The following is a 9475-nucleotide window of genomic DNA, read 5'->3' as shown; positions in this document are numbered from 1 at the left end:
CATCTGCTTTTTCAAAAATTAGTCATCTATATCATCATAAAGTTCTTCTCCACCATAATAAGTATAATCAAATTCCATATTAGATATATTCATAGCAACTATAGGGTCAGTTACTGGATCTGGAAGCATGGTAGAATCATTTTCGGAATAAGATCTTATGTCACTTGGTTCTACATCATAAAAATCTCTTTGGTGAGGTGCATAATGGTTTGTTATAGGTTTAATCATATTTTTGCCTCCCTTTATTTTTATATTATTTAGTGTTCCACAGAATAGAGAAAAAAATGAAGGTAATATTAGTTAAAAGGTATTATGAATATAATAGGTAGATCACTTAAGAATATATAGTAACTAAAAGTTCACAATTTAATAGAGGAAAATTTAAAAAGATGTAGAATATATATAGTTATAGTAGTTATCAATAAATAACTATTACAAATTAAATAGAACAATTAGTTTCATAAATTTCTAAATTTTAAGGAGGAATAAAAATGACTGAATTAAGACAAATTTACAAATGTGAAATATGTGGTAATATAGTTGAAGTGGTTCATAATTCTGGAGGAACTTTAGTTTGTTGTGGAAAACCAATGACACTTAAAGTAGAAAATACTCAAGATGCAGCAGTTGAAAAACATGTTCCAGTAGTTGAAAAAATAGAAGGTGGAATTAAAGTTACTGTTGGAGCAGTTGAACATCCAATGACAGAAGATCATCATATTGAATTTATTGAAGTACATACAGAAAATAAAGTGTACAGAAAATATTTAAAACCAGGTGAAAAACCAGTAGCAGAATTTAAACTAGATGAAGAAATTTTATTCGTACGCGAATATTGTAATTTACATGGTCTTTGGAAGGCATAAAATCAAAAACTATTATTGACAGTTTAAGTCAATAAGCATATAATTATCACAATACATTTTAATTTATTAATAATGTTAAAGTCGTTGATGGGAAGTAAGTAAATTTGAAAACAAATTTTTAGAGAGTCGTAGATGGTGGGATTACGATAATTATGTTTAAATTGAATGGGTCTCTAAGACTCGGGATGAAGTAAGTAGTCCTTGACGTAAGCCTTACGTTATAAAGGTAGGATATCGTTAGTGTATCTGTTTGAGTGGAAGCTTTAATATAGCTTCTAAGTATTAGGTGGTACCGTGTAATTACGCCCTATGGATTTATCCATAGGGCTTTTTTTTTATTTATTTTATGTAGGAGATGATTATTTTGGAAGGCAATAAAAAAGTAATATTTAGTGGAATCCAACCTTCTGGTGACCTAACACTAGGAAATTATTTAGGGGCAATAAAAAATTGGGTCAAATTACAAGAAGAATATGAATGCTATTTTTGTGTTGTGGATTTGCATGCCATTACAGTAAAGCAGGAACCAAAGGATTTAAGGAGAAGAACCTTAGAAATGTTAGCTATTTATTTAGCTTCAGGCATTGACCCTGAGAAAAACACAATGTTTATTCAATCACATGTTCCAGCTCATAGTGAAGCTGCTTGGCTTTTAACTTGCTCTACTTACATGGGAGAATTAAGTCGAATGACTCAATATAAAGAAAAATCTAAGAATAGTGGAGGAAATATATCCGCGGGCTTATTTAACTATCCAGTGCTAATGGCAGCCGATATTTTATTATATCAAACTGATTTAGTACCTGTAGGAAAAGATCAGCAGCAACATTTAGAAATCGCTAGGGATATAGGGGAAAGATTCAATAGATTATATAGTGACACCTTTGTAATACCTGAGCCTTATATAGCTAAACTAGGGGCTAAGATAATGGACTTACAAGAACCAAATAAAAAAATGTCTAAATCGGGAGAAAATGTTAATGGTTTTATTTTAATAATGGATCCACCTGAGGTTATAAGAAAGAAAGTAAATAGGGCAGTTACAGATAGCTTAGGGGTAGTTGCTTATAATGAGCAGCAATTAGGTGTTAAGAACTTAATGACTATTCTAACCACTATAACTGGTATTTCTATAGAAGAAATTGAAGAGAAATATAAAGGGCTAGGATATTCTCAATTTAAAAAAGATGTAGCAGAAGCAATAGTAGCGGAGCTTGAACCAATACAAAAGAAGATTGTGGAATATACAGCTAATAAAGCTTATTTAGAAGGAATTTATAAAAAAGGTTCTGAAAAGGCTAATTATGTTGCTAATAAAACGCTTCGAAAAATGCAAAAGAAGATAGGATTTATACCTAGGTAGAGAAAGTATGAAATTTCCTGCGGGCCTTGCAAACGAACTCCAAACTAGAAATTCGATTTACAAATTCTAATCTTTTGATTATATAAAATCCTCTAGCGCTTACACTCGCCGTCCTGGCTCGGGTTCGCTATGCCGCCGTCCTGGCGGCATTACGAGGATTTAATATAAGCAAAAGAAGAATTTTAAAAATCGAATTTAATAGTTGTATCGTTTCTTGTTGCAAGTCACTCCGGAGAAATTGCATACTGCGATACGTTGTCCCCTACGGCGCAGGAGGAAAGAGGTTTACAGTAGAAATATAACTAGCTAATGTATGTAATAGCCCTACGGGCATTCATTAGGGAACATAGCAATTAATAATTGTTATGTTCCCTAAGTTACTTACAAAAGAATTTCATTACATGAACTAAGTTATTTTGTAAAAGTCTGCTAATTGGAAAAAATACTGAATATTCAAGGTATACAGGACAACCTTAGTTGACAGAAATGCTCATAAAAGCTAAAATAAATAGGTAGAGAATTTAGAAGAGAAAAATTTTAGAACCACTAGAAGTACAGAGAGTGGTTGTAGGAATATATATTTATAGTACATATTAAAATACTTAAAAAAGGAGAGAGATAACCTTGCTGGATTACATAAAAGAGATTAAAAAGAGAAGAACATTTGCAATAATTTCCCATCCCGATGCGGGTAAAACTACACTTACAGAAAAGTTATTATTATATGGAGGCGCAATAAGGCTTGCAGGTTCGGTCAAAGCTAGAAAAGCTTCTAAACATGCAGTTTCTGACTGGATGGAGATAGAAAAACAAAGGGGTATTTCTGTTACGTCTTCAGTTATGCAATTTAATTATAATAATTTTTGTATAAATATACTTGATACACCAGGTCATCAAGATTTTAGTGAAGATACTTATAGAACTCTTATGGCTGCAGATAGTGCAGTAATGATTATTGATGGTGCAAAAGGAGTAGAGGCACAAACGAGAAAGCTATTCCATGTATGTAGTATTAGAGAGATACCTATTTTTACCTTTATTAATAAGATGGATAGAGAAACTAGAGATATATTTGAACTTATGGAAGAAATAGAAAATGAGTTTGGAATTAAATCTTATCCAATGAATTGGCCTATAGGTTGTGGGGTAGATTTTAAAGGTGTTTATGATAGACAGACAAAGGAAATTATTGTTTTTGATGATGGAAAGCATGGTCAAATAGAAGCTAAAGAAACAAAAATTGATGTTAACGATGAAAAGGCAATTGAACTTATTGGTGAGGAATTTTATCAAAAGCTTATGGAAGATATGGAACTTCTAGATGTAGCGGGGGATGATTTTGATTTAGCAAAAGTAGCTACTGGAGAGCTTACCCCAGTATTCTTTGGAAGTGCATCAACTAATTTTGGAGTTGAACCATTTTTGGAAAGCTTTTTACAATTAACTTCACCACCATTACCAAGAAATTCAAGTATAGGTAAGATCGATGTTTATAGCAAAGATTTTTCTGCCTTTGTATTTAAAATTCAAGCTAATATGAACAAAGCTCATAGAGATAGAATGGCTTTTATGAGAATTTGTTCTGGGCAGTTTGAAAAGGGCATGGATGTTTATCATGTACAAGGTGGTAATAAAATAAAATTAGCGCAACCTCAGCAATTCTTAGCACAAGAGAGAGAAATAGTGGATGAGGCTTATGCAGGAGATATTATCGGAGTTTTTGATCCAGGTATATTTAGCATAGGAGATACCATATGTTCCTCTTCAAATAAATTTGAATTTGAAGGAATACCAACTTTTGCTCCAGAGCACTTTGCAAGGGTTAGAACTATTGATACAATGAAGAGAAAGCAATTTATAAAGGGTGTAACACAGATAGCACAAGAAGGTGCAATCCAAGTATTTAAAGAACTTCATATAGGAATTGAACAAATAATAGTTGGAGTTGTAGGTGTGTTACAGTTCGAAGTATTAGAATTTAGACTTAAAAATGAATATAATGTAGATATTAAAATGGAAAGACTAGCATTTACGCATATAAGATGGATTGAAAATAGTAATATCGATAAAGAAAAACTTAATTTGACTAGTGACACCAGAATTGTTAAAGACTTAAAGGACAGAGACTTATTAGTATTCCAAAACGAGTGGGGTATTAGTTGGGCACTAGATCATAATAAGGGCTTGATTTTATCTGACGTAAGTAAAAGTAACGATTAATAATGGGATAAGACATCTTTTGTTTTTAAAAGATGTCTTATTCTTAAGTAAAAGAAAATCTCTTGAAATAATTTCAAGAGATTTTTCTTTTACTTAATTTTGTACATGCTTTTTTCCTGCTAGATAGCGCATCGATTACAAACACAATTGCAGCAACTATTAATATAATATTAATTAGATTTCCACCTATGATCAAAAGAATGACCATCAATCCAAATAATACTACAAAGCCACCTAACCAACGTAAAAAAGGCATATTTCTACCTCCATCTATCAAAATATAAGTTTAATAGAAATTTTAAAATTCGTTGTAGTATATCAGCTACTTTATTATACAAAGCTACATTGGCAGCTAAAACTATATTAATACTAAATATAGTATGTATTATTTTAGCTATGTATATGCAAAATATATATGGTAAAATATTATAAAAAGTGTATGCATACATTTGAAAAAGTGATTATTGATGTATATAATGATATTATAACAACGTTGTGGGAGAAATTAAGATTAATTATAGGGGGAAAAGTATGGAAAATAGAGTATCATCAATAAAAACCATCGATATAGTACAAATTAGTTTAATGGCAGCTATTACATTTATAGCTACTTCCGTTATACATATACCCACTTTTATGGGAGTACTTCATTTGGGAGACAGTATGATTTTTTTATCGGCTATATTATTTGGAAGAAAAAAATCAGCCATATCATCTGCTGTTGGTATGTGTTTATTTGATTTAATGACTGGATATACCATGTGGGCACCATTTACTTTTGTTATTAAAGGTGTGATGGGGTATATTGCTGGAAGTATTGCTTATAGAAAAAATTATGAGGGGAATAATTCTTTCAATAATATTTTTGCCTTCGCTATGGCAGGGATTTGGATGATTGTTGCATATTATATAGGCGGAGCTGTTATACTAACATTTATTTCTAAAGATTTTGCACTTACTCAAGCATTAATTATTTCTCTAAAGGATATACCTACTAATATTCTTCAAGTAGTGGGTGGTATTATTTTAGCACTACCTTTAATAACAGCTTTAAAAACAAAAATCAATAGATAACATAATAAACTAAAAGGAGCTATCTGGATATAGAAAGTGATTTCTATATCCAGATAGCTCCTTTTTTATAGTTTAGTACCGTAATTACGTTTGTTAATTTTTTTGATTTTAAAATGAAATATACTAAAAATTATTGTTGGTATTAGTATGAAATTTATTAGGTTGAAATAGGCATAGAGATTTAAAAATTTATATAAAAGTAATACTTTAGCGGAAATGAAATAAGAAATTATGAATACCAATAAAGTTATAATGTATATCCAGTATTTATTAAAGAAAGATAGCTTTTTTAATAGAATTAGTATAGCATATAGCGCTAATACATATTTTATAAACCACCCGCCTACCATTTGAAGCATTACAAAAAATTCTCCACCCTCTAAAAAATTGAAATAACTAACTAATTGAGTTTGTATGAGTTTGGGATAGTTAATGCTCACTGCTCTAGTTATGCTGAAGGTAGTTAAAATACCGATGTTTGCAAAAATCTCCATTTGTATTACGATTAATAATGCAATAATGCAATGTTTTGTGATTTTAGACTTATTAGCCACTCTAGATAAAAATGGAATACAAATGCCTATGCCACCATAGCACCCCAGTGCTTTTATTATGGATATTATAAAAGAGGGGGTGACTCCATCAGCCATTATAGGAAGTAGGTAACTAAGCTTTTTATACTTAGCTGTAAGAATTGCTAGGTTTACACCTGCCACCATAATAAGGCTTATTCCTATAATAGTAACTATTATTATTGCTCTAGTTCCTTTTTTTGTAATATAAATTGCAGGTATCAATATAAACAAAAGAAAAAACCAAGGTGGAGTATCCGAAAGCATATTTAGATGCAGGGCATTTGCTTCTACTGAAGAACTTTCTATAAGGCTTACAATTAAGGTTATGATAAATAAAATTAAAAAAATATCTCCTATGGGTTTGCCTAAGGCTTTATGATATATTTCATCCATATTATAGCAATTGTTTTTTTTACAAACGAAAAGTATATAAACAAAAAATAAAAATAAAATAAGGGAGGCAATAATAACTGAAATCCAGGAATCTCTACCTCCATGTGTGATGAATATATTGGGGTAAGTTTTCATTGCTACAATGGAAGTTCCCCAAATTATGAACATTAAGTGTTTTGTATTTAGCTTATCCATTTTTCCTCCTGTTATTATTCATGTTTTTATTTGACTATGATTTTCAACCATAGTATTGTGCTTGAAAAAAAAATTTCAATATATTAGTAGTATTTCCCAAGTTGAGAATATTAATCTTTAATATTACAAATAATAAACTTGGGTGATTAAAATGGAAAAAATAAATATGGATTATATCAAAGAAAAACTAAAAAATAGTTACGATGTGAAGTATAGAGAGATAGAATGTGAATTAGGAATAATATTTGGTGTATTTATTGATGATTTGTGTGATTCTAAATTTATTAGTGAATATATATTTAACCCACTAATGCAAAATAAGATAGTAACTATGGATTTAGATTATATAAAAAAAGAAATATTGCCAGCTAATAGCATAGGAGATATAAATAGTAATGACGAAGCTATATATCATATTTTGTCTGGGGACGTAGTGATTATATTTTCTTTTGCAAATTGTGCAATTTATTGTGAGGCAAAGGGATATGTAAGGCGTAGTGTAGGGATTCCTGTTACAGAAAATGTTATTAAAGGACCAAGAGAAGGATTTACAGAGGCTTTTGTAGACAATGTATCACTGATAAGGCGAAAAATAAAAAACCCTGACTTGAAATTCGAAACTATTATCTTAGGTAGTAAATCTAACACAGTAGTTGTTGTATGTTATATAGAAGGGGTGGCTCCGAAGAAACTGGTGGATTATATAAGAAAAAAGGTCTCCAATATAAAATTAGAGTTTGTATTAGACACAAATTATATTGAGGAACAATTGAAAAATAAGAACACAGCATTTGATACAATTGGAACTACGGAAAAACCAGATGTGGCAGCATCAAAACTGTTAGAAGGTAAAATAGCAATAATCGTAGATGGCACACCTTTTGTAATTACAGCTCCATATTTTTTTGTTGATAATTTTCAGGCCCCAGATGATTACTATTCTAATGTGTATTTTGCAAATCTATCAAGAATTACTAGAGTGCTTAGTTTCTTCATAGCCTCCCTGTTGTCAGGATTATATTTGGCTATTGCTTGCTTCCACTTTTCACTTATTCCTACGGTGTTTGCTGTAAAGTTCACAATTTCTAGAGCAGGCGTACCCCTGCCTACGATTGTAGAGTTATTAACAATGACGTTTTTCTTCCAATTACTTAGGGAGGCGGGAATAAGATTGCCACAGTCTATAGGTCAGTCTATGAGTATTGTTGGTGCTTTAATTCTAGGAGATGCTGCTGTTGGAGTGGGCCTGGCATCGCAAAGTACAGTTGTAATAGTGGCGATTTCTTCTATATCTTCTTTTTTAGTTCCTAAACTTTATGGTGCACTAACCATATGGAACATAATTATTATCTTGTTTTCTTCAGTGCTAGGGCTACCGGGATTTTATATTGGTTTCTTTATATTCATTTCACATCTGGCGGGCCTTGAAAGTTGTGGATATCCATATTTATTTCCTTTAGGGACACTAGAAACTTTTAAATTTAAGGATATATTATATAGAAAAGATCTAAGCGAGATATCTAATAGTATTTTTGATAAGGGTGATTCTAATGAAAAGATATAAAAAAATATTGATCATAGGTCTAATAATAATGAACTGTTTTAGTATGTCATCGTGTTTTAGTTATAGGGATATTAATAAAGTCTTGTTTATTACAGGAGTAATAGTAGATGTAGATAATATTGGTAATCCTATAATATATGGTGAAGCATTTAAGGGGATAAGAGGAGTAGCACCTCAAGGGATGGATGAAAGAATTTTATTTAAAGGAACTGGAAAAACAATGTTTGAAGCCATCAGAAATATGAATTCTACTTCCAGTTATAAACTAAATTATACACAAAATAAGGCCATAATATTTACTCAAAAGGCTGCAGAACTAGGCCTTGATAATTTTATAGATCTTTTAGATCGTGATCAGGAACTCCTTATAAGGCCTTATATTGCAGTATATAAAGGGGATCCAGAGAAACTTATAAAGCTAAATATTGCCCAAGATAAGTACATTGGATTATTTCTAGTGCAACTTATAGAAAATATCGGAGCATCTTCAAGAGCTGTAAAACTAGACTTAAATCAATTTTATAATCAAAGAAATATGGGAGATAAAACAAATGTTGTAACAATAATAGATATCACAAAGGACACCATAGAGCCCACATTAGAAGTTAATGGTGGAGCAGTGATTAAAGATGATAAAATGGTAAGCATATTATCAAGTGATGAAGGCCAAGGGTTTAACTTTTTAATGAATACTATTTTAGGTGGTACACTAGAAATAACTAATCCCTGCGATATTAATAAATTTGTAACATTAGAAATTAAAAAAAGTAAAACTAATACAGAAATCAGTTATTATGACAATATTGTCCATTTGAAAAAGAAAATTGTGGTTAAGGTAGATTTTGGAGAGGCTCAAAAGAGTATTATACTTACAAATGAAAATATCAGCAAAATCCAAGAAACATCAGAAAAAAACATTGTAAAAGCTTGTAATAATGTATTCCAAAAATACAAAGGTATGGGTATAGATATTTTTGATATAAGCCAAGAGTTTTACACGAAATATCCAAAGATAAAAATTGAAAATGTTATTAATAAAACGGATATAGAGGTGGAGGCTGAGGTGCAAATAATGAATATAGGTGATGTTAAAAACTTTAATTAGAAATCCTTATGCAATTGACTTTAACATCTTAAAATCTATAAAGAATAAATTGAAGAATTATCTTTAATTTACATTTAATTATAAAACAAGCTAGAAAATCATGAGATTTAGTTGTATACT

At 30.6% G+C, this 9475-nt stretch carries 9 protein-coding genes and 1 other annotated feature; of the genes, 6 read left to right on the top strand and 3 right to left on the bottom strand.

Translation table 11 applies throughout. The features are described from left to right. Nucleotides 1-18: 18 nt before the first annotated feature. Entirely contained in the window at nucleotides 19-228 is a 210-nt protein-coding gene (locus KPL51_RS07100; protein ID WP_216158904.1) for a hypothetical protein, read from the bottom strand. A 263-nt stretch (nucleotides 229-491) separates the two neighbouring features. On the opposite strand from KPL51_RS07100, the gene KPL51_RS07095 reads away from it, so the two are divergent. The 3 genes from KPL51_RS07095 (at nucleotide 492) to KPL51_RS07085 (ending at nucleotide 4449) form a co-directional block, all read left to right on the top strand. Beyond that, nucleotides 492-866 (top strand): desulfoferrodoxin, encoded by a 375-nt coding sequence (locus tag KPL51_RS07095; RefSeq protein ID WP_216158902.1) that lies wholly within the window; start codon nucleotides 492-494, stop codon nucleotides 864-866. Nucleotides 867-941: 75 nt separating this feature from the next. Next, nucleotides 942-1179: a binding site (T-box leader), on the top strand. A 51-nt stretch (nucleotides 1180-1230) separates the two neighbouring features. After that, entirely contained in the window at nucleotides 1231-2229 is a 999-nt protein-coding gene (gene trpS, locus KPL51_RS07090; protein WP_216158900.1) for a tryptophan--tRNA ligase, read from the top strand. 624 nt (nucleotides 2230-2853) lie between these two features. Beyond that, the gene (locus tag KPL51_RS07085) at nucleotides 2854-4449 is read left to right on the top strand and encodes a peptide chain release factor 3 (protein ID WP_216158898.1); all 1596 of its coding nucleotides are present in this window, start codon (nucleotides 2854-2856) and stop codon (nucleotides 4447-4449) included. 73 nt (nucleotides 4450-4522) lie between these two features. Here the strand turns inward: KPL51_RS07085 and KPL51_RS07080 are convergent, their stop codons facing one another. Further along, nucleotides 4523-4705: a hypothetical protein gene (locus tag KPL51_RS07080; RefSeq protein WP_216158896.1), complete on the bottom strand. Its 183-nt coding sequence runs from the start codon at nucleotides 4703-4705 to the stop codon at nucleotides 4523-4525. 275 nt (nucleotides 4706-4980) lie between these two features. Here KPL51_RS07080 and KPL51_RS07075 point away from each other — a divergent pair, with 275 nt between their 5' ends. Then, on the top strand, nucleotides 4981-5523 hold the full coding sequence (locus KPL51_RS07075) for an ECF transporter S component (RefSeq protein ID WP_216158894.1): 543 nt from the start codon (nucleotides 4981-4983) through the stop codon (nucleotides 5521-5523). Nucleotides 5524-5588: 65 nt separating this feature from the next. Here KPL51_RS07075 and KPL51_RS07070 read toward each other — a convergent pair whose 3' ends face one another. Beyond that, nucleotides 5589-6686 carry a GerAB/ArcD/ProY family transporter gene (locus KPL51_RS07070; protein WP_216158892.1) on the bottom strand — a complete coding sequence of 366 codons (1098 nt, stop codon included), beginning with the start codon at nucleotides 6684-6686 and terminating at the stop codon, nucleotides 5589-5591. A 151-nt stretch (nucleotides 6687-6837) separates the two neighbouring features. Here KPL51_RS07070 and KPL51_RS07065 point away from each other — a divergent pair, with 151 nt between their 5' ends. Together KPL51_RS07065 and KPL51_RS07060 are read left to right on the top strand one after the other, a co-directional pair. After that, entirely contained in the window at nucleotides 6838-8250 is a 1413-nt protein-coding gene (locus KPL51_RS07065) for a spore germination protein (protein WP_216158890.1), read from the top strand. Further along, the gene (locus KPL51_RS07060) at nucleotides 8237-9355 is read left to right on the top strand and encodes a Ger(x)C family spore germination protein (RefSeq protein ID WP_216158888.1); all 1119 of its coding nucleotides are present in this window, start codon (nucleotides 8237-8239) and stop codon (nucleotides 9353-9355) included. The genes KPL51_RS07065 and KPL51_RS07060 overlap by 14 nt, the downstream gene beginning before the upstream one ends. Nucleotides 9356-9475: the final 120 nt, after the last annotated feature.

This window comes from Clostridium bowmanii, assembly GCF_018861315.1.
GTDB classification, from domain to species: domain Bacteria; phylum Bacillota; class Clostridia; order Clostridiales; family Clostridiaceae; genus Clostridium_AD; species Clostridium_AD bowmanii.
This window is presented reverse-complemented; position numbering and strand designations above follow the sequence as displayed.